The 19747-nt window shown below is 63.6% G+C and carries 19 protein-coding genes and 1 pseudogene; 14 read left to right on the forward strand and 6 right to left on the reverse strand.

All coding sequences use genetic code 11. The features are described from left to right. The first annotated feature begins 1 nt into the window (after position 1). Positions 2 to 1078, forward strand: coding sequence for an FAD-binding oxidoreductase (locus A7A09_RS03530; protein ID WP_106690120.1), 1077 nt, complete (start codon positions 2 to 4; stop codon positions 1076 to 1078). Between the two features lie 120 nt (positions 1079 to 1198). Here A7A09_RS03530 and metH read toward each other — a convergent pair. Next, positions 1199 to 4942 (reverse strand): annotated as a pseudogene (gene metH / locus A7A09_RS03535) (methionine synthase). A gap of 129 nt (positions 4943 to 5071) precedes the next feature. After that, complete coding sequence (locus tag A7A09_RS03545; protein ID WP_106690423.1) at positions 5072 to 6256, reverse strand: deoxyguanosinetriphosphate triphosphohydrolase; 1185 nt, start codon at positions 6254 to 6256, stop codon at positions 5072 to 5074. 69 nt (positions 6257 to 6325) lie between these two features. Here A7A09_RS03545 and A7A09_RS03550 point away from each other — a divergent pair, with 69 nt between their 5' ends. Further along, positions 6326 to 6649, forward strand: coding sequence for a HesB/IscA family protein (locus A7A09_RS03550; RefSeq protein WP_106690121.1), 324 nt, complete (start codon positions 6326 to 6328; stop codon positions 6647 to 6649). Between the two features lie 99 nt (positions 6650 to 6748). Here A7A09_RS03550 and miaB read toward each other — a convergent pair whose 3' ends face one another. Next, a complete protein-coding gene (gene miaB, locus A7A09_RS03555) occupies positions 6749 to 8089 on the reverse strand; it encodes a tRNA (N6-isopentenyl adenosine(37)-C2)-methylthiotransferase MiaB (protein ID WP_106690122.1) in 1341 nt (446 codons plus the stop codon). Between the two features lie 65 nt (positions 8090 to 8154). On the opposite strand from miaB, the gene A7A09_RS03560 reads away from it, so the two are divergent. The 6 genes from A7A09_RS03560 to A7A09_RS03585 all read left to right on the forward strand — a co-directional run bounded on the left by A7A09_RS03560 (position 8155) and on the right by A7A09_RS03585 (position 11274). Next, entirely contained in the window at positions 8155 to 8499 is a 345-nt protein-coding gene (locus A7A09_RS03560) for a TfoX/Sxy family protein (RefSeq protein ID WP_106690123.1), read from the forward strand. Further along, a complete protein-coding gene (locus A7A09_RS03565) occupies positions 8496 to 9212 on the forward strand; it encodes a hypothetical protein (RefSeq protein WP_106690124.1) in 717 nt (238 codons plus the stop codon). The genes A7A09_RS03560 and A7A09_RS03565 overlap by 4 nt, the downstream gene beginning before the upstream one ends. A gap of 80 nt (positions 9213 to 9292) precedes the next feature. Further along, on the forward strand, positions 9293 to 9931 hold the full coding sequence (locus tag A7A09_RS03570) for a TetR/AcrR family transcriptional regulator (protein WP_106690125.1): 639 nt from the start codon (positions 9293 to 9295) through the stop codon (positions 9929 to 9931). Further along, entirely contained in the window at positions 9928 to 10392 is a 465-nt protein-coding gene (locus A7A09_RS03575; protein ID WP_106690126.1) for an SRPBCC family protein, read from the forward strand. The genes A7A09_RS03570 and A7A09_RS03575 overlap by 4 nt, the downstream gene beginning before the upstream one ends. 11 nt (positions 10393 to 10403) lie before the next feature. Beyond that, complete coding sequence (locus tag A7A09_RS03580) at positions 10404 to 10829, forward strand: VOC family protein (RefSeq protein WP_106690127.1); 426 nt, start codon at positions 10404 to 10406, stop codon at positions 10827 to 10829. Next, complete coding sequence (locus tag A7A09_RS03585; RefSeq protein ID WP_106690128.1) at positions 10822 to 11274, forward strand: VOC family protein; 453 nt, start codon at positions 10822 to 10824, stop codon at positions 11272 to 11274. Before A7A09_RS03580 ends, A7A09_RS03585 begins: the two co-directional genes overlap by 8 nt. On the opposite strand, the gene A7A09_RS03590 is transcribed toward A7A09_RS03585, so the two are convergent. Then, positions 11271 to 11729: a DUF2380 domain-containing protein gene (locus A7A09_RS03590; RefSeq protein ID WP_211341029.1), complete on the reverse strand. Its 459-nt coding sequence runs from the start codon at positions 11727 to 11729 to the stop codon at positions 11271 to 11273. The genes A7A09_RS03585 and A7A09_RS03590 overlap by 4 nt on opposite strands. Before the next feature lie 189 nt (positions 11730 to 11918). Between A7A09_RS03590 and A7A09_RS03595 the strand changes: the two genes are divergently transcribed. Together A7A09_RS03595 and A7A09_RS03600 are read left to right on the forward strand one after the other, a co-directional pair. Then, positions 11919 to 13283: an aminotransferase gene (locus tag A7A09_RS03595; protein WP_106690425.1), complete on the forward strand. Its 1365-nt coding sequence runs from the start codon at positions 11919 to 11921 to the stop codon at positions 13281 to 13283. A 52-nt stretch (positions 13284 to 13335) separates the two neighbouring features. After that, the gene (locus A7A09_RS03600; RefSeq protein WP_148043606.1) at positions 13336 to 13878 is read left to right on the forward strand and encodes a class I SAM-dependent methyltransferase; all 543 of its coding nucleotides are present in this window, start codon (positions 13336 to 13338) and stop codon (positions 13876 to 13878) included. Between the two features lie 4 nt (positions 13879 to 13882). Here A7A09_RS03600 and A7A09_RS03605 read toward each other — a convergent pair whose 3' ends face one another. Both A7A09_RS03605 and A7A09_RS20730 read right to left on the reverse strand, forming a co-directional pair. Next, the gene (locus A7A09_RS03605) at positions 13883 to 15316 is read right to left on the reverse strand and encodes a ComEC/Rec2 family competence protein (protein ID WP_211341030.1); all 1434 of its coding nucleotides are present in this window, start codon (positions 15314 to 15316) and stop codon (positions 13883 to 13885) included. Next, on the reverse strand, positions 15250 to 15711 hold the full coding sequence (locus A7A09_RS20730; RefSeq protein ID WP_170167007.1) for a DUF4131 domain-containing protein: 462 nt from the start codon (positions 15709 to 15711) through the stop codon (positions 15250 to 15252). Before A7A09_RS20730 ends, A7A09_RS03605 begins: the two co-directional genes overlap by 67 nt. Positions 15712 to 15813: 102 nt before the next feature. Between A7A09_RS20730 and A7A09_RS20985 the strand changes: the two genes are divergently transcribed. The 4 genes from A7A09_RS20985 (at position 15814) to A7A09_RS03625 (ending at position 19723) form a co-directional block, all read left to right on the forward strand. Beyond that, positions 15814 to 15978: a hypothetical protein gene (locus A7A09_RS20985; protein WP_211341031.1), complete on the forward strand. Its 165-nt coding sequence runs from the start codon at positions 15814 to 15816 to the stop codon at positions 15976 to 15978. Between the two features lie 224 nt (positions 15979 to 16202). Next, entirely contained in the window at positions 16203 to 17600 is a 1398-nt protein-coding gene (gene gltX, locus A7A09_RS03615) for a glutamate--tRNA ligase (RefSeq protein WP_106690132.1), read from the forward strand. Between the two features lie 74 nt (positions 17601 to 17674). Next, entirely contained in the window at positions 17675 to 18967 is a 1293-nt protein-coding gene (locus tag A7A09_RS03620; protein WP_106690133.1) for a citrate synthase, read from the forward strand. A 90-nt stretch (positions 18968 to 19057) separates the two neighbouring features. Then, positions 19058 to 19723: an SDR family NAD(P)-dependent oxidoreductase gene (locus tag A7A09_RS03625; protein WP_106690426.1), complete on the forward strand. Its 666-nt coding sequence runs from the start codon at positions 19058 to 19060 to the stop codon at positions 19721 to 19723. Positions 19724 to 19747: the final 24 nt, after the last annotated feature.

A 19747-nucleotide genomic window follows, 5' to 3' on the forward strand; every position in this document is an offset into this window, starting at 1 on the left:
CATGGGCAAGCAGCGTATCAACTGGTCGGGAGAGCCCTGGGACGATTCCGAGATGCTGGAATTCACCCAGATGATCCCCGAGACGGCGGACACCACCACCTTCACCTTCCGTGCGCCATCCGGGGCCTGGTTCGACTATGAACCCGGCCAGTTCGTCACGCTGGATCTGCCGGTGCCGGGCGGGAATGTGCAGCGCACCTATACGCTGTCATCCTCGCCCTCGCGGCCGATGCATGTCTCGATCACCGCCAAGGCGCAGCCCGACTCGATCGGGACCCGCTGGATGATGGACAATCTGAAGCCGGGGATGAAGCTGAAGGCCTGGGGGCCGTCGGGGATCTTCAGCCTGCAGCGGCATTCGGCGAAGAAATACCTGTTCATCTCGGCCGGATCGGGCATCACCCCGATGATGTCCATGACCACTTGGCTGTGGGATAGCGGGCTGAAGCCCGATGTGGTTTTCGTCCATGCCGCGCGCCGCCCCTCGGACGTGCTGTTCAGCGAGCAGTTGCACCACATGGCCAACCGGGAATCGGGGCTGCAACTGCATATCACCGTCGAGGAGCATGACGAGTTCCGGTCATGGCATGGCTATCGCGGCCGGATCAGCCAGTTGATGCTGGGCCTGATGGCCCCCGACTATCTCGAGCGCGAGGTGTTCTGCTGCGGTCCCGAACCCTTCATGCAGGCGGTGCGGGATATCCTGATTTCGCTTGGCTACGACATGGACCGCTACCACCAGGAAAGCTTTGGTGCCCCGGTCAAGACCGAGGCGCAGGCCCCGGAACTGGACGATGTGGTCCCCGACGAGGACGCAAGGGCGGAACTGGTCTTTGCCGCATCGGGTATCAGTGCGCGCTGCCACGAGACCGACACCGTGCTGACCATCGCCAAGGCCAATGGGCTGAACATCCCCTCGGGCTGCACCTTTGGCCTTTGCGGCACCTGCAAGACCCGCAAGCTGGAGGGCGAGGTGCATATGGTCCATAACGGCGGCATCTCGGAGGAGGATATCGAGGAGGGGTACATCCTTGCCTGCTGTTCGAACCCGATCGGCAAGGTGGTGGTCGACGTCTAGGGCGACCGCCAGTCCGGGAAGACCAAGAGTGATTGCGTCCCGCGGTGGCCGGGGGCGCTTCGCCCCCCGGACCCCCAGAGGATATTTTGCATGAAGAAGAAGGACAGGGGCGGAGGCCGGTCAGGCCACCGCGTCCGTCCGCACGTAGTTCAGGATCGGGGCCAGCCAGCGCTCGGTTTCCTCGATGGACATGCCCTTGCGCGCGGCATAATCGCGGACCTGGTCCTCCTCGACCTTGGCGACGCCGAAATAATAGGCCTCGGGATGGCCGATATAGAGACCCGACACCGATGAGCCGGGCCACATGGCCATGCTCTCGGTCAGTTTCACGCCCGTCGCGCCTCGGCATCCAGCAGGTCGAACAATGTCCGCTTCTCGGTATGGTCGGGCTGGGCCGGGTAGCCGGGGGCGGGGCGGATGCCGTTATAGGGTTCGGCGATCAGTTCCTCGGGGGAATAAGCCTCGTTCGGCACATAGCCCCAGAACTCCTTACGGGCGCGTTCATGCAGCATCTCGGCCATGGCCTCGGCGATGCGATCGGCCAGTGCCTTGACCATGATGGCGGAATAATCGTCATTGGCGCGTTCGAAACGGCTGGCGATCTCGGATTCCTCGGGGCCTGCCGTTACCACGAAGCCGCCGACATAGTCCGGCCCCGCGCCTTCGGGGGCGACGAAATCGGACAGCGCCACGTTCGGGCGCCCGCCGCGCTTGGCCATCTGCTGGCGCAGCGTGTGCAGCATGGCCAGGGTCTCGGCCCGGTCCTCGCCGGTATAAAGGCGGATATCGTCGCCCACCGCATTTGCGGGCCAGAAGCCGACCACGGCGCGGGGGTAGAACCATTTGCCCTCGATAATCCGGGTCAGCATCTCCTGCGCCTCAGTATAGAGTGTCCGCGCCGCCTCGCCCTGTTTCTCGTCTTCCAGGATGCGGGGGAACACGCCTTTCAGCTCCCATGTCTGGAAGAAGGGGGTCCAGTCGATATAGCGGGCGATCTCGGACAGGTCCCAATCGTCGATGATGCGCGTGCCGGTGAAGGAGGGGGCGGTGGCCCTGAACCCCGTCCAGTCCAGCTTGAGCGCATTGGCGCGGGCGGAAGACAGGGGCAGGCGCTGCTTGGCGGCCTCGTTGCGTTCGTGACGGTCGGCGACCGCGGCATATTCGCTGCGGATATTGTCCACATAGGCCTGCTGTTGCGCCGGGCTGAGCAGCGAGGACACCACGCCCACCGCGCGGCTGGCATCGGTGACATAGACGGCGGCGCCCTTGTGGTAGCGCGGCGAGATCTTGACGGCGGTATGGATCTTGGAGGTCGTGGCCCCGCCGATCAGCAGGGGAACGTTGAAACCCTCGCGCTCCATTTCCGAGGCGACATGCACCATCTCGTCCAAGGACGGGGTGATCAGGCCGGACAGGCCGATGATATCGACATTCTGTTCCTTCGCCACTTCGAGGATCTTCTGCGAGGGCACCATCACGCCCAGGTCGATCACCTCGTAATTGTTGCAGGCGAGCACGACGCCGACGATATTCTTGCCGATATCATGGACATCGCCCTTCACGGTGGCCATCAGCACCTTGCCGGCGGTTTCGCGCTCGGTGCCGCCATTAAGCCGTTTCTCCTCTTCCATATAGGGCAGCAGCACGGCGACGGCCTGTTTCATCACGCGGGCGGATTTCACCACCTGCGGCAGGAACATCTTGCCGGCGCCGAACAGGTCGCCGACGACATTCATCCCGGCCATCAGCGGCCCCTCGATCACGTCGAGCGGGCGGGCGGCGGATTGCCGCGCCTCTTCGGTGTCGGCCTCGACATATTCGGTGATGCCGTTGACCAGCGCATGTTCCAGCCGCTTCTCGACGGTCCATTCGCGCCAGGTCAGGTCTTTCTCGCGCTTCTCCTTGCCGCCCTCGCCGCGATAGCGTTCGGCGATGTCCAGAAGCCGCTCGGTCGCGTCATCGCGGCGGTTGAGAACCACGTCCTCGCAGGCTTCGCGCAGGTCGGGGTCGATCTGGTCATAGACCGCCAATTGCCCGGCATTGACGATGCCCATATCCATCCCCGCCTGGATGGCGTGATAGAGGAACACGGCATGCATCGCCTCGCGCACGGGCTCGTTGCCACGGAAGCTGAAGGAAAGGTTGGACACCCCGCCCGAGACATGCGCATGCCGCAGGTTCCGGCGGATCCAGCGGGTGGCCTCGATGAAATCGACGCCGTAATTGTTATGCTCCTCGATACCCGTCGCCACGGCGAAGATATTCGGATCGAAGATGATATCCTCGGGCGGAAAGCCCAGCTCTTCGGTCAGGATCTTGTAGGCACGGGCGCAGATCTCGGTCTTGCGCTGCAGGGTGTCGGCCTGGCCTTGCTCGTCAAAGGCCATGACCACGACTGCCGCGCCATAGGCCAGGCACAGGCCCGCATGATGGCGGAACTGTTCCTCGCCCTCCTTGAGGCTGATCGAGTTCACCACCGATTTGCCCTGCACGCATTGCAGCCCGGCCTCGATCACTTCCCATTTGGAACTGTCGATCATGATCGGCACGCGGGCGATATCGGGTTCTGCCGCCAGCAGGTTCAGGAACTCGACCATCGCCGCCTTCGAATCGATCAGCCCCTCATCCATGTTCACATCGATGATCTGGGCGCCGTTCTCGACCTGGTCGCGGGCGACGTCCAGCGCGGTGGCATAGTCGCGATTGGTGATCAGCTTGCGGAACCGGGCCGAGCCGGTGACATTCGTGCGCTCGCCGATATTCACGAAGGGAATATCGGGCGTCAGGACGAAGGGTTCGAGACCGGAGAGGCGAAGCTGGCGGTCAGGCATATTCGGGAACCTTTCGCGGGCTGAATTCGGCCACGGCCTCGGCAATGGCGGTAATATGTTCGGGTGTCGTGCCGCAGCAGCCGCCGACGACATTCACCAGCTTCGCGGGCGAATTCGGCCACCTGTTCGGCGGTGTCCCGCGGGCCTTCGTCATATTGGCCGAAGGCATTCGGCAGTCCGGCATTGGGATAAGCGCAGATCAGCGTGTCGGCCACCCCGGCCATCTCGGCCAGGTGCGGGCGCATGGCGGCGGCGCCAAGCGCGCAGTTCAGCCCCACCGTCCAGGGCCGCGCATGGCTGACGGAATGCCAGAAGGCCGTTGGTGTCTGCCCCGACAGGGTGCGCCCCGAAGCATCGGTGATCGTGCCCGAGATCATCAGCGGCAGCGCCTGCCCATGCGCCTCCATCGCCTGAAGGCAGGCGAAGATGGCGCCTTGGCGTTCAGCGTGTCGAAGATCGTCTCGATCAGCAGGATATCCGCGCCGCCCTCGATCAGCCCGGTGGCCTGTTGCAGATAGGCGGTGCGAAGGTCCTCGAAGGTCACCGCACGAAAGCCCGGATCGTTCACGTCCGGGCTGATCGAGGCGGTCCGGTTGGTCGGCCCGAGTGCCCCGGCGACGAAACGGGGCTTGCCGTCCTCGGCCGTGGCACGGTCCAGCGCCCGGCGCACCACGCGCGCGCCCTCGGCATTCAGGTCATGCACGGCGCCTTGCAGTCCGTAATCGGCCTGCGCGATGGTCGTTGACGAGAATGTGTTCGTCTCGACGATATCGGCACCCGCCTTGGCATAGCGGTAATGGATCTCCTCGACCGCCTCGGGCTGGGTCAGGATCAGCAGGTCGTTATTACCCTTTTGCGGATGCTCGGAATGATGGCGGCAGGCATGGCCCGAGGCGCGCCCGGTATAATCGTCCTCGTCCAGCCCAAGGGCCTGGATCTGCGTGCCCATCGCGCCGTCAAGGATCAGGATACGCTCGGCGGCGGCGCTGTTCAGCGCCTTGAATACGGGGGAGGGGGGCAGTCTGCCGGTCATGGTCGTCACCCTTGGTCAGGAAGCCCGCAACATAGAGAGTGATGCTGCTGTCCGCAAATTCATAATTTTCTACAAGATCATGAATGAGGTTGATAATTAGTTGCGATTTTCCGGTGCTGATCTGGCTTCCTATTCCGGAAACAGCCGCTGATGTTCGGCGATGGCGTAGCGGTCGGTCATGCCCGCCACGTAATCGAGAACGATCCGGGCGCGATCCGTTTCGTCTCCGGCCAGCAGGATGGCGCGCTGCCAGCTTTCGGGCATCTTCGCGGGATCCTTCATGAAGAGCGGGAACATATCGTTGACGATCTTGGTGACGCGGTGGCGTTCATCGACGACCGAAGGGGCGCGATACATGCGCTGGAACAGGAAGGACTTGATGGCCTTGATATTCTGGTAAAGCGGTTTCGAGAAGCGGATGATCGGCCCTTCCATGTCGCGGATTTCCTGCGCCGATTGCGGCTGCAGCCCGGCCAGACGGTTTTCGGCCACCGCGATCACGTCCTCGACCATGACGCCAAAGACCCGCCGCAGCGCCTCGTGCCGCCGCCGCATCCGGTCGAGGCCGGGATGAAGACGGTCAACCTCGGCGAAGGCCGGGCCGATGACCGGCAGTTCCGCCAGTTCCTCCTCGGTGAACAATTCGGCGCGCAGCCCGTCATGCAGGTCGTGGTGATTATAGGCGACATCATCGGCCACCGCCGCCACCTGCGCCTCGGCGCTGGCATTCGTGTGCAGTTCCAGGTCCCAGGCTGCATCGACCTCGGCCAGCGCATAGGGCAGCGGCGCGGGGAGGGGATCGCCCGCGTCATTGCGGTCCAATATGGGACCGTTATGCTTGGCGATCCCCTCCAGCGTTTCCCATGTCAGGTTGAGCCCGTCGAAATCGGCATAATGCCGCTCCAGCCGGGTGACGATGCGCAGCGCCTGCGCGTTGTGATCGAAGCCGCCAAAGGGCTCCATCAGCGCGGCCAGCGCATCCTCGCCGGTATGGCCGAAGGGCGGATGGCCAAGATCATGGGCCAGTGCCACGGCCTCGGCCAGATCGGTATTCAGGTCCAGCGCCCCGGCAATGGTGCGGGCGACCTGCGCGACCTCGATCGTGTGGGTCAGGCGGGTGCGGAAGTAATCGCCGCGATATTCCTTGCCGTCATGCTCGACGAAGACCTGTGTCTTGTGCTTCAGCCGCCGGAAGGCCGAGGAGTGGATGATCCGGTCCCGGTCGCGCTGCCATGGCGAGCGGAAGGTGGACATGCGTTCGGGCCAGAGGCGGCCACGGCTGTCTTGGGGTTGGCAGGCATAGGGCGCAGTCATGGACCATCCTTGCGGGAAATGCAGGTCAAGCCTATATTCCATCCGTGTCTTTGAGAACGGGAACGCCCCATGAACGTGCCTCCGAAAGTGACTGAACGTGCCTTTGCCCAACTGGCCGAGATCAATATCTCGGGCGAAACCCGCCCCCTGCGCGTGGCGGTGTCGGGTGGAGGATGTTCGGGTTTTCAATATGACATCCGGCTGGACAAGGCCGAGGATGATGATCTGGTGCTGGAAGGCGGTGGCCAGAAGGTCGTGGTCGATCCGGTCTCGCTGCCCTACCTGGCCGGTGCGGTGATCGATTTCACCGACGAGCTGATCGGCGCGCGTTTCACCATCGACAACCCGAACGTCACTTCGAGCTGCGGCTGCGGGACGTCATTCTCGCTCTGATCCGCACCTATCGCGGCCAGGCAGGCTGCATCTTCTTCTTCATGAAAATATCCTCGGGCTGGCGGGGGCGGACAGCCCCCGGCCATCGCGGGACGCGGATCACGCCGCCAATTCGCCCCGCAGCGAATTGGGCGCGCTCTCGACGATACGGACCGGCACCAGGTCACCGGCCCGCGCATCCGGGGCATGCACGAAGACCGAATGCAGGTAATCCGATTTGCCGATCATCTGACCGTCGATCCGGCCCGGTTTCTCGAACAGCACGCCGAGGGTCCGCCCGATCATGCTTTCCTGCGCTGCCTTCTGCTGACGGCTCAATAGCGCCTGCAATTCCTGCAGCCGGGCATCCGCGACAGCGCTGTCGATCTCGGCCCGCTCATAGGCCGGGGTGCCGGGGCGGGGGGAATACTTGAAGCTGAACGCGGTGCCGAAGCCGACCTCTTCGATCAGGCGCAGCGTGTCGGCATGATCCTGGTCGGTCTCGCCGGGGAAACCGACGATGAAATCGCTGGTCAGCATGATGTCGGGCCGCGCCTCGCGGATACGGTCGATCAGGTGCAGATATTGCGTGGCCGTGTGCTTGCGGTTCATTGCCTTCAGGATCCTGTCGCTGCCCGACTGCACCGGCAGATGCAGATAGGGCATCAATTGCGGCACGTCGCGATGCGCCGCGATCAGGTCATCGGCCATGTCATTGGGATGGCTGGTTGTGTAGCGGATACGGTCCAGCCCCTCGATTTCACCCAAGGCGCGGATCAGCCGGCCGAAACCCCATTCGCGGCCATCCTCTCCGGCGCCATGCCAGCCATTGACGTTCTGGCCCAGCAGGGTGATCTCGCGCACGCCGCGCTCGACCAGGTCGCGAGCCTCGCGCAGGATACGATCCACCGGGCGGCTGACCTCGGCGCCACGGGTATAGGGGACGACGCAGAAGGCGCAGAACTTGTCGCAGCCCTCCTGCACGGTCAGGAAGGCGGCCGGGGCGCGGCGGGTCGCGCGGCGCTGCGGCAGGTGGTCGAACTTGTCCTCCTCGGGAAACTCGGTGAGGATCTTCGGTGCCTCGCCGCGCAGCATCTCGGGCAGGCGGTGATAGGTCTGCGGCCCCACCACCAGATCGACCAGCGGCATGCGGCGGATGATCTCTTCGCCCTCGGCCTGCGCCACGCAGCCTGCTACACCGATCTTGAGGTCGGGTTTCTCGGCCTTGAACGGCTTGAGCCGGCCCAGGTCGGAATACAGCTTTTCCGCCGCCTTTTCACGGATATGACAGGTATTCAGCAGGACCATGTCGGCCTGGGCCTGATCCTCGGTCAGCTCATAGCCCTCGGCGCTCATGGCCTCGGCCATGCGCTGGCTGTCATAGACATTCATCTGGCAGCCATAGGTCTTGATGAAGAGTTTCTTGGCCGCCGGGGCGGTTTTGCTGGCTTGGTCAGTCATGCTGTATTGTCCTAGGAATCCGGGTGCTGATACAGGAAAGAGCGGCTTTTGGAAAGGTATGAGTGATGAGTGACCTGACGGAGATACCCAATATCGGACCGGCGACGGCGCGGGCGCTGATCGCGGCGGGAATCCCCGATTCGGCGGCGCTGCGCGGGATCGGTGCGCATGAGGCCTATCGCCGTCTGCTGATGGCGGGCGAGAGACCGCATTTCATCGGTTACTACGTGCTGCATATGGGTCTGCAAGGCCGCTCCTGGAACGATTGCAAGGGGGCGGAAAAGGGCGATCTGCGCGCGCGCTTTGATGCGCTTGTGGCCGAGGTCAGGGGGGTTCCGCTATCGGGGATCGAGGCGGAGCTGGACCGGATCGGTCTGGGTAATTCTTCGACATCGCGGAAAAAATCATGATCCGGGCGCATATGGCGACCTTCCCCGTGAGGCGGGAGATCATGATGGCTGTGGTCGAGCGTATCGCGCCGCAGGTCGATAGGATGTTCATCTGCCTGAATGAATATGACGAGATTCCGGCAGAACTTGGCCAATTCGGCAATGTCGAGGCGATGATCCCGGACCGTGATCTGAAGGATCTGGGTAAATTCGCCTTCGAGGCCGGGCCGGACGATATCGTCTTCACGGTCGATGACGATATCCTCTATCCGTCCGATTATGTCGCGAACACCCTGGCTCTGGCGGAACGGGTGGGCTTGACCGGCAATGTCGTCGGCTATCAGGGCAATGCTTGGGTCTACAAGAAACGGCTGAGCGCATATGGCTGGCGCAATTTTCTGTTCTTCAAACCCTGTCCCGAAATCATCGGGGTGACCAATCTTGGCACCGGGACGGCCTGCATGATCGGGCGGCACATGCCGACAATCGCCGATTTGACCGGCAGCGAGGGATTCGTCGATTTCCGTTTCAGCCGGTTGCAGATTGAACGGGGGCGGTCGTTGTGGGTCCTGCCAAGGGGCGACGATTACCTTGAGCGAAACCTGCCCGAGCATCTCAAGGGGTCCTCCCTGTTCGATACCGTTGCCCGTAGCGGCCGCCTGGACGTTCAGCAGGAAACGTGGCGGCTGATGGAGCATGTGCCCCGGAACTCTGGAATGCCGTTTAGGGGTTGAATCGGCCCGAAGGGACGGCGCCCGAGCGGGTGGGCAGATTCCTGTTGACATAAATACCGACTGGTTGGTACTTATAGGGCATGCCAAGACCGACCAAACATGATCCCGAACGTGGCGATGCGCGCACAAGGCTGCTGGAGGCGGCGCGTGATATCGTCCGTGCACAGGGTTTCGCCGCGACCAGCGTCGATCAGCTCTGCCGTGCGGCAGGGGTGACCAAGGGCGCCTTCTTCCACCATTTCGCCAGCAAGGAGGCGTTGGGGGTGGCCGCCGCGGAATACTGGGCGGAAACCACCGGGGCGCTGTTTGCCGCCGCGCCCTATCACGATCATGCGGATCCGCTGGACCGCGTGCTGGGCTATGTCGATTTCCGCCGCGAGATCATCGCCGGGGGAATCGAGGAATTCACCTGCCTCGTCGGCACGATGACGCAGGAGGCCTATGCCTCGCATCCCGCGATCCGCGAAGCCTGCGCGGCGAGCATCTTCGACCATGCCGCCACGTTGGAACCCGATATCGCCGCGGCGATGAAAGCGCGCGGTATCGCGGGTGATTGGACCGCTGCCAGCCTTGCCGCCCATATGCAGGTGGTGCTGCAGGGGGCATTCATCCTGGCCAAGGCGGCGGGCGGTCCGGCCGTTGCCATCGATAGCGTAGATCATCTGAAACGCTACCTGACACTCTTGTTTCAAACACCGTCCAAAGGGAGGACGACATGACCGATACGACCAATGACCTGGTTCTCGATCGCATGATGGAGGCTCCGCGCGCCGCCTTGTGGCGCTGCTGGACCGAGCCGAAGCTATTGGAGGAGTGGTTCTGCCCCAAGCCGTGGTACATTACCGATCCGGTTCTCGACTTGCGGCCTGGGGGCGAGTTCTCTTGCGTGATGAACGGCCCGGAAGGTGAGAAATTCCCCAATCTGGGCGTGTTCCTCGAAATCGTCGATCGGCGCAAGCTGGTCACGACGGATGCCTTCGCACCCGGCTGGCGTCCGCAGGGCCGGCCCTTCATGGCCTCGGAAGTGACCTTGGAGGATGCGGGCGAGGGCCGCACCCATTACGTCGCCCGCGCCATGCATTGGAGCGAGGAGGCCCGCAAGGAACATGAGCAAATGGGGTTCCACGAAGGTTGGGGCAAGGCCGCCGACCAGTTGGAAGCCCTGGCGAAAACACTTTGAGGGAGGATAAGATGCAACCGACTATTTATCTGTTTTTCAAGGGAAACTGCCTTGAGGCGATGAGCCATTACGCGGAAATCCTCGGCGGCGAGATCACCGGCGTTTTCCGTAATGGCGATGCCGAGCCCGACCAGCGCATGCCGGGCGGCGATGACATGGTGATGAACATGGCGATGAAGCTGGGTTCATCCATGGTCATGGCCTCGGACAGCCCGGACCAGATGTATGACCGTCCGCAGGGTTTCTATATCCATATCGAAACGCCGTCGATGGCAGAGTTCGAGCGCGCTTTCACCGCAATGTCGAAGGGGGCCGAGGCCGTGACCATGGAGCCCTCGGAAACCTTCTGGGCCGAGCGTTTCACCATGTTCCGCGACCGTTTCGGAACCCCGTGGATGCTGAGCTTCACCGGATCGAAAGGGCAGGGCGATGGCTAGGCAAAAGGTCGCGACCTGTTTCTGGTATGACGACAAGGCGCAACAGGCGGCAGAATTCTATGTCTCGCTGCTGCCCGGCAGCCGGATCGACAACGTGGTGCACGGGCCTGACGGCAAGGTGCTGGTGGTCGAGTTCACGCTGTCGGGGACGCCCTACCAGGCGCTGAATGGCGGCCCGCATTTCACGCTGTCCGAGGCGGCCTCGATCTCGGTGCTGACCGAGGATCAGGAGGAAACCGACCGGCTTTGGGAAGCCCTGACAAAAGACGGCGGGGCGGAGTCGCAATGCGGCTGGCTGAAGGATCGCTTCGGCCTGTCATGGCAGATCGTTCCGCGCCGGGCGACGCAGCTTCTGGGTGGCCCGGATGCCGCAAAGGTCTTTCCGGCGCTGATGGAGATGCGCAAGATCGATCTCGCCGCGCTGGAGGCTGCCGCCGCAGCCTAATCGGCGGCGCCGCGCAATTGCTTGGCCAGGAACCGGCCCGCGCGGCGCCATGCCTCGTCATTGTCGCCACGGAAATTCAGATCGCGGCTGGCGATCAGCTCGCCCGTTTCCACATTCACCAGGTTGGCGAAGACTTGCAGGATCAGCGTGCTGGTTTTCTGCACCACCACGAAAACCGCCCGCTCCGATCCCGTATCCCGGGCCAGTTCCAGCAGGCAGTCGGTCGTTTCCGGTTCGCAGTCCGAGAGCGTTTCCCCGGTGATTGTCACCGCCCCGTCCAGTTCCGCTTGCAGAACTTCGGAAAGAATGCCCAAGCGGCGTTCATGTTCGGCTGTCTGGTCGCGCGCTTCCTTGGAAGTGTCGAGCAGTTTGACCGGGAATATGGCCACCCCGTCTGCAGTGGCAGCCATGGGCAATATCAGGGCCAGAACGGCGAATATGGTCAGGCGCATCATCTGTCCTCCTGACACAGGTTAGGCGCGGCGCGGAAGTTCCCGCAATCGGCGATTCGTCTTGCATTGCCGCCGCTGCAAACCGGATCGGGTGCGGGGGGCCGGTATTCTATCTGCGCGCTCTCGTGACCATTGAACGCGCCTCACCGCCCGGATAGCCTGACGGCAAATCTGTCCACGGAAGGCATCATCATGAACAAGCCGCAAAGCTGGGAAGCCCGCGCCGACGAATTTTCGCTTTATGGTTTCACCGACCTGCCGAGCGTGCATGAACGCGGCGCGGTCATCGTCACCCATGGCGAGGGCCCCTATGTCCATGATGTGAACGGCAAGCGTTATCTCGATGCCAATTCCGGGCTCTGGAACATGATCGCGGGCTTCGATCACAAGGGATTGGCCGAGGCCGCCAAGGCGCAATATGACCGCTTTCCCGGCTATCACGCCTTTTTCGGGCGGATGTCGGACCAGACGGTGATGCTGTCGGAAAAGCTGGTCGAGGTTTCGCCTTTCCCGCGCGGCAAGGTGTTCTACACCAATTCGGGTTCCGAGGCGAATGATACCATGGTCAAGATGCTGTGGTTCCTGCATGGCAGCGAGGGCAACCCGAAACGCCGCAAGATCCTGACGCGGTTCAATGCCTATCACGGGGTGACGGCGGTTTCGGCCAGCATGACCGGCAAGCCCTATAACGAGGTTTTCGGCCTGCCCATGGACGGCTTCATCCACCTGACCTGCCCGCATTACTGGCGATTCGGCGAAGAGGGCGAGAGCGAGGAACAGTTCACGCAGCGCCTCGCCCGCGAGTTGGAGGAAACGATCCAGCGCGAGGGGGCCGATACCATCGCCGGTTTCTTTGCCGAGCCGGTGATGGGGGCGGGCGGGGTGATCCCGCCATCGAAGGGATATTTCCAGGCGGTGCAGGAGGTCCTGAAGAAATACGACATCCCGCTGATCTCGGACGAGGTGATCTGCGGTTTCGGGCGCACCGGCAACACCTGGGGCTGCGAGACATATGGTTTCATCCCCGACGCGATCATCAGCTCCAAGAACCTGACCGCCGGGCTGTTCCCGATGGGCGCGGTGATCCTTGGCCCCGAGCTGGCCGACCGCGTGCAGGCGGCGGTCGAGAAAATCGAGGAATTCCCGCATGGATTCACCGCTTCGGGCCATCCGGTCGGATGCGCCATCGCGCTCAAGGCCATCGATGTGGTGATGAACGAGGGGCTGGCCGAGAATGTCCGCCGCCTTGCCCCGCGGATGGAGGCCGGCTTGCGAGGTATCATGGAACGCAGCGGCCATATCGGCGAGCTGCGCGGTATCGGCTTCATGTGGGCGCTGGAGGCGGTGAAGGGCAAACCGACCAAGACCCCGTTCGACGCCAGCCTGTCAGTCAGCGAACGCATTGCCAATAGCTGCACCGATCTGGGGCTGATCTGTCGTCCCCTGGGGCAATCCATCGTGCTTTGCCCGCCATTCATCCTGACCGAGGAGCAGATGGACGAGATGTTCGACAAGCTTGAACGGGCGCTGACCAAGGTCTTTGCCGAGGTTGCGTGATGGGTCCCGCATTGCGCCTTTATGCCGAGAACGCGGCGATGCTGGCGGCGCGGTGGGCAAGCTATCCGGTCTCGGAGGTTTTCGCACCGGTCGCGACCTGTTTCCGGCCGAACCTTGCCGGATGGCGGATATCGGCGCGGGGCCGGGACGCGTCGCGGTCTGGCTGGCGGAGCAGGGGCATGATGTCGTCGCCGTCGAGCCGGTGCGGGAGTTCCGCGACATGGCCGGGGCGACCCATCCAAGGGTGACATGGCTTGATGACAGCCTGCCGGATTTGCAGGCACTCAAGGCGGAGCCCGCCTGCGACCTGCTGCTTTTGTCCGGCGTCTGGCACCATGTGCATCCCGACGCCCGTGATCTCGCCATGGCGTCGATGGCCGCCTGCCTGCTGCCCGCTGGCCGAATCATCATGAATCTGCGGCATGGGCGGATCGATCCCGCGCTCGGCCTTTTCGATGCCGATCCCGATGGGACGATTGCGGCGGCGGAACGGGCCGGGCTGTCCGTGCTGGCGTCCCGCAAGGCCGAATCGATCCAGAAGCATAATCGGGATGCCGGGATAAGCTGGACATGGCTGGTCCTGCGGCAGGACTGAGCGGTCAGCCCGGGGAACGGTGCGCCTCTGCCACGGTCCGGATTCGGGGGCCGCTTTCGTCGAAATCGATGGCGACGGCGCCGCTGTAGCGCAGCGTGTAAAGGTCGAATAACAGGCAGTTCTGCGCGCTTTTTGTCAGGCCGGTCCGCTCGGTCGCGATGACGATGCGTCCCGGTTGGCAGGCCATGGCGGCTTTCGCCCCCGCGCCCTTGCCGGTGAAATGCCAGACCTGCCAACCGCCGGGCAAATCGGCGTGACGTTGCCCTTTATCTCCCGACCAGCCGGGCCGTTCGGCGGATAGCTGCTGCGTGGCGGGATCGCCATCCTCCCTGAGCCATGTCCGGACAGTAAAGCTGCCGCCTGCGGGTTTCGACATGGCCCGGCCCTGCGGGGTCATCAGCCCCGCCGCCTCGCCTTGCGGTGCGATCAGCAGCAGGGGCCGCCCGGTATTCAGCCAGAGCGTGGCCGCGATGGCCAGCATCGCCGCACCAGCGGAGAAACCCGCCAGCAACAAGGGTGAGCGGCGCAGGCCACCCCCGGGGCGCCAGCACAGCACCGCCAGCACGGCGCCGAAGCCCATCAGCGGCACCACCGGCCCGGGCGGCAGGATGATCGGGGTCACCGCCCCGCCCAATCCCGCGATGAACCCAGCCACATGCAGCATCCATGCCGTACCCTGTCCCATCACCCATAATGCCGGTCCGGCAAGCCCGAAGGGGGCCAGCAGCGCGGCGGTGACTCCGGCGGGCATGACCAGCATGCCCATCACCGGCACCACCAGCAGATTGGCGAGCAGCCCGTAATGGGCCATCTGGTTGAAATGCGCCGCCGCGATCGGCGATGTCGCCAGCCCCGCGACCAGCGATGTCGTCAGCAGCATCACGGCCGGGCGCAGCCAGATGGGCAGGCGCGGCGAGACGCGCGACCATGGGTTGTGTACGAGGATCAGCGCGATGGTCGCGGCAAAGCTCATCTGGAAACCGGGAGAGGTCAGCGCCTCGGGGCTGTAGACCAGGATGATCGTCGCGGCCAATGCGACAGTGCGCAGCGAGATCGCCCGGCGATCCGCCAGAATCGCGCCCAGCATGACCGCGACCATGACGAAAGCGCGCTCGGTCGCCACCCCTCCGCCCGACAGCCACAGATAGATCGCCGCCGCCAGCATGGCGAGAAGGGCGGCGATCTTGTGGGCGGGCAGGCCCAGGCCATGCCCCGTTGCCTGCACTCCGATCACCACGTAGCGCATGGCGGCATAGACGAAACCGGCCAGCATCCCCATATGCAGACCCGAGATCGAGATGATGTGGTAAAGGTTCGACGCCCGCATGATCTTGTTGGTGGCCTCGAAGATGCCCGATCGGTCGCCGGTCATCAGCGCCGCCGCGACCGCGCCTTCCTGCCCGCCGATCCGCTGCCGGATCTGTTCGCTGATGGCCATGCGGGCGCGATGCATCTTCCAACTGCCGCCTCGGGCGGGGCAAGGCTGGTGGCCGGCAGGCGCGAATAGCCGACGGCGCCGATCCCGGAAAACCACGCATGCCAGCGGAAATCGAAACTGCCGGGGGAGGCGGGACCGGGCGGCGGGCCCAGATGGCCGGTCAACATGATCCGCTGGCCAAGTTCGGGCAGGCTCCCTGCTGCTTCCTCCATCAGCGAGATGCGCACCCGGCGAGGGATGCGGTCAGCGGAAATGTCCTGCAGCACGACCCGATCCAGCGTCAGCCGAATCCGGTCGCGGGCGGAGCGGTCGATTTGCACCAATTGCCCCTCGACCGGGCCGTAATAGCGCCATTTCAGGATCGGGGCGGCGACATGGGCCGAGCGCAGCCCCATCAGGCAACTTCCTGCCACCATCAGGCGAGAGCCAATCCACCGAGATGCAGCGCATCCGCGAGGCGCCAGCCGATCCTGCCGCACTCGGCGAGGGGGGCGGCGATGCAGGATGTCACGGCCGCCACGGACCCTGTTGTCATCAGTATCAGCCATAGCCACCAGTTCGGCGGCTCGGGCAGGGCAAACCACGCCGAGATCCCCAGTGCGAGGCACACCGGCACCCAGGGAGATAATCCCGCCCGGCTCGCTGCTGCCGGGCGGGATTGACGCGCAGCCGGATGCCGGATCATCCTTGTCCGGGAAGGAGCAAAACCCGGAGGCGGAACCGGCGCGGCTGGCGCCGAGGGAACCGGCCTGATACCGGCAGGGGCAGTCATTCTTGTCCTTTCCGGGGCGGTTCTCTATCTCTGCATCCAAATGTGGCATGGCCGGATTACCAAATCCTTAACGCGGCCCTGCCGGTCCCGAAAATTCATCACCAGGAACTCCCGATGTCCGACACCGCCCAGATCGTTACCCGATTTGCCCCGTCCCCGACCGGCTATCTGCATATCGGCGGGGCGCGAACGGCCCTGTTCAACTGGCTTTACGCCCGTGGCCGGGGCGGGAAATTCCTGCTGCGCATCGAGGATACCGACCGCGCCCGCTCGACACCCGAAGCGACCGCGGCGATTCTGAAGGGGCTGGAATGGCTGGGGCTGGACTGGGACGATGAGCCCATCAGCCAGTTCGCCCGCAAGGACCGCCATGCCGAGGTGGCCCGCGAAATGCTGGAAAAGGGCAGGGCGTACAAGTGTTTCTCCACGACCGAGGAAATCGCCGCATGGCGTGAAGCGAATCCCCGCCAACCCTTTCAAAGCCCCTGGCGGGACGCCACCGATCTGCCGGATGCGCCCTATGCGATCCGCTTGAAGGCGCCCCGGACCGGAGAGACGGTCATCGCCGACTCGGTGCAGGGCGAGGTGCGGGTCGCGAATGACCAGTTGGACGACATGGTGCTGCTGCGCAGCGACGGTACGCCGACCTATATGCTGGCCGTCGTGGTGGACGATCACGACATGGGCGTGACCCATGTGATCCGGGGCGACGATCACCTGACCAACACCGCCCGCCAGATCCAGATCTACGACGCGATGGGCTGGCCGCGTCCGGTTTTCGCCCATATTCCGCTGATCCATGGCGAGGATGGCAAGAAGCTGTCCAAGCGCCACGGTGCTGTGGGACTGCATGAATTCGCGGCCCTGGGCTATCCTGCCGGCGCGATGCGGAACTACCTGGCGCGGCTTGGCTGGAGCCATGGCGATGACGAGCTGTTCGACGACGGACAGGCCCGTGAATGGTTCGATCTGTCGGGAATCGGCCGCGCGCCGGCCCGGCTGGATTTCAAGAAGCTCGAACATGTCAGCGGCCATCATATCGGCGCAATGGAAGACACCTCGCTGCTCTCTGCGCTTGAGGATTTCCTGGCCGAGACCGGGGGCGAGCCGTTGACGCCGCGTCAGAAGGAGCGGCTGTGTCCGGCCTTAACCGTTCTGAAACAAAAGGCCCGTACATTGCCCCAACTGCTTGACCAGGCTAGGTTCGCGTTAATCGAAAGGCCCGTTGACATCGATGAAAAGGCGGCAAAGGCGTTGGATCCGGTATCCCGTGGTATGCTGAAATCATTGACTGCCGCGGTGCAGCATGCTAGCTGGACGCGAGACGCGCTGGAGCAGGCCGCCAAGGCCGTCGCCGAGGAATACGGCGTCGGATTGGGCAAGCTCGCAGGGCCCTTGCGGGCCGCTCTGGCCGGACGAACCGCCACCCCAAGCGTGTTCGACATGATGACGGCGCTAGGCCGCGAAGAATCGCTGGCCCGGTTGCATGACCAGACGGAATTGGCAGGCTGATTGCCTGCCCTCACTTGCCGGGGCCTGTCGCGCATTTTCGCGCCCGGCCCGGCTTAGCCGGAAAGGACGTTTTGATGGCCGATTCAAAGACTGCCACACTGCGACTTAATGACGCCGAATATGAATTGCCGGTACTCAACCCGACACAGGGTCCGAACGTGCTGGATATCCGCAAGCTATACGGGCAGGCGGATGTGTTCACCTATGATCCGGGCTTCACATCGACCGCAAGCTGCGATTCCACCATCACCTATATCGACGGCGACAAGGGTGAATTGTGGTATCGCGGCTATCCGATCGAGCAACTGGCCGAGAAATCGAACTATCTCGAGGTCTGCTACCTGCTGCTTTACGGTGAATTGCCGACCGCCGAGCAAATGAGTGATTTCGAGAATCGCGTCACGCGCCACACCATGGTGCATGAGCAGATGCATAATTTCTTCCGTGGCTTCCGCCGCGACAGCCACCCGATGGCGACGATGGTGGGCGTGGTTGGCGCGATGTCGGCCTTCTATCACGATTCGACGGATATCGGCGATGAATGGCAGCGCGAAGTGGCGGCGATCCGGCTGATCGCCAAGCTGCCGACCATTGCGGCGATGGCCTATAAATACTCGATCGGCCAGCCCTTCGTATATCCCGATAACGAGCTGGATTACGCCTCGAATTTCCTGAACATGTGCTTCTCGGTTCCGGCCGAGAAATACCAGATCGACCCGGCGCTGTCGAAGGCGATGGACCGCATCTTCACCCTGCATGCCGATCACGAACAGAACGCCTCGACCTCGACGGTGCGTCTGGCCGGGTCCTCGGGCGCCAACCCCTTCGCCTGCATCGCGGCGGGCATCGCCTGCCTGTGGGGGCCGGCCCATGGCGGCGCGAACCAGGCCTGCCTGGAAATGCTGCGCGAGATCGGCAGCGTGGAGCGTATTCCGGAATTCATCGAACGGGCGAAGGACAAGGACGATCCGTTCCGCCTTATGGGCTTCGGCCACCGGGTCTACAAGAATTTCGACCCGCGCGCCAAGGTCATGAAGGAATCCGCCGATGAGGTGCTGGACCTTCTGGGTATCCACAACAACCCGACGCTTCAGGTTGCCAAGGAACTGGAGAAGATCGCGCTGGAGGACGAGTATTTCGTCTCGAAGAAGCTCTATCCGAATGTCGATTTCTATTCCGGCATCATCCTGGAAGCGATGGGTTTCCCGACCTCGATGTTCACGCCGATCTTCGCGCTGTCGCGCACGGTGGGCTGGATCGCCCAGTGGAAAGAGATGATCAGCGATCCGCAGAACAAGATCGGCCGTCCGCGCCAGCTTTATGTCGGCAGCGACAAGCGCGATTACGTGGATCTGACGAAGCGCTGAACTTGAACGACATGCATTCGGGGCCTCTTCGGGGGCCCCTTTTTCATGTTGGTCTTGCGCAGGGGCGGGGAGGGTGGCAATGGGGCATCCATGAGCGATCAGGAACAATCAGGCAGGACCAGGCTGGCGCTGGTCACGGGGGCGTCGCGCGGGCTTGGCGCGGCTTTGGCCGAAGGGCTGGCGGCGCGCGGTTATCACGTCCTGGCGGTGGCCCGCACCGTGGGCGGGCTGGAAGAACTGGATGACCGTATCCGCGCGGCGGGCGGCTCTGCCACTTTGGCTCCGATGGATGTCGCCGAGGCTCCGGCAATGCAGCAACTGGCAGAGGCGATCTCGGGGCGGTGGGGCGGTCTCGACCTGTGGGCGCATTGCGCTGTGCATGCCGCCCCCCTGTCACCCGCGCCGCATATCGACGGCAAGGACTGGTCGAAATCGCTGCTGGTCAATGTCGAGGTCATGCGTGGCCTGATCGTGCTCCTGGAGCCGCTGCTTCGCGCGAAGGGCGGCACGGCGATGTTCTTCGACGATCCCAAGGCGGGCGAGAAATTCTTTGGCGCTTATGGCGCCAGCAAGGCGGCGCAGATCGCATTGGCAAGAAGCTGGCAGGCGGAAACGGTGAAGACCGGCCCCCGCGTGGTGATCGCCCGGCCCGCGCCCATGCCGACCGCTGTCCGGGCGCGATTCTTCCCCGGCGAGGATCGCGCGGCGCTGGCCACCTGCACATCCGAGGCGGAGCGGATTCTGGCAGAATTGTAGAGATCGGTGTTATTGCGTCCCGCG

Origin of the sequence: Paracoccus methylarcula (assembly GCF_003007735.2) — a bacterium.
Taxonomy (GTDB): domain Bacteria; phylum Pseudomonadota; class Alphaproteobacteria; order Rhodobacterales; family Rhodobacteraceae; genus Paracoccus; species Paracoccus methylarcula.